The 1018-nt window shown below is 67.3% G+C and carries 1 protein-coding gene; it reads right to left on the reverse strand.

Annotated elements, in window-relative coordinates; genetic code table 11:
• A partial coding sequence (locus EIO00_RS23955) for a hypothetical protein (RefSeq protein WP_140182706.1) occupies window positions 1–358 on the reverse strand: 358 nt, incomplete at its 3' end.
• Window positions 359–1018: the final 660 nt, after the last annotated feature.

Genomic DNA, 1018 nt, shown 5'->3' on the forward strand with positions numbered 1-1018 from the left:
ACGCCGACCCGTCCTCACACCACTCCCGCAGCAGCTTCAACTCATCAGCCCGCCCCGCAAACGGCACCACACCCCGTGTGGGCCGCAGCAACGCCGCCGGGCTCTCATCGGCCTCCGCCGGATTACGGTTCTCCTCCAGTGCCTTCCGCCGCCCAGCCTCCTCCGCTATGGCGGCGGCCCGACTTGCTTTGAGGGCGCGTCGTGCGTTCAGCCACTCACTGACGTAGGAGCCTGCCGCCCCCGCTGCGATGGCCGCCACCACGCTCAACACCAGCCGCACCACCAGGGGCCATGACGACGGCAGCAGCGGCACCACCGCCGTCACCACCCCCGCCGCCACCGTCAACAGCAAGAACATGAACGGCCGCCAACGCCCAGCACCATCCATACCTGCAAGGTTCCCCCAAGCCCACCCCTTGCAGCAGTAAAAACCAACGAAGACCGCCAGGCCGTAACCGGCCAAACACACCACCCCAGCCCACCCGCGCCACCCACTCAACCCCGCGAACACGCCAACGACAAGACGACCACCGCTCCCTGACGACCAAGCAAGCAGCCGAAAGACAACCGGCGGAAGCGCGAAACGATCACCACGACGGTTGCGGCCAAGGAGCTGCCGCGGAGCTTCCGGTGCTCGGGCCGTGACCGGCCCTGCGCTCCGGATCCCCTTGCCACCGGAAAAGCCGGATACGGCGGGCGCCCCCACTTGCTAACGCCAGTGCTAACAACAGCCCCGGACAACGGCGGACGCAGGTGGACGGCTCGGAGGCTCGACAGCAGATCAGCGGACGGATATGGACCAGAGCGGACACCGCTCGATTGGCTCGTAAGGAACCGCTCCACAGCCCACGCCGCCGAGTGGCCGAGACGGCTGCCGTACAGCAGAGGAGTACAGCAACACCGGCTCACCACGACTCACCCGGCCGCACACCGGCACCCGGATCCACCTGGGCCAAAGCATGCGGGCAGAGGTCGGCCAGTGGCTACGGATCAGAAGGTTAGGGGTTCGAATCCTCTC

It is taken from the genome of Thermomonospora catenispora, assembly GCF_006363815.1.
GTDB lineage: Bacteria > Actinomycetota > Actinomycetes > Streptosporangiales > Streptosporangiaceae > Thermomonospora > Thermomonospora catenispora.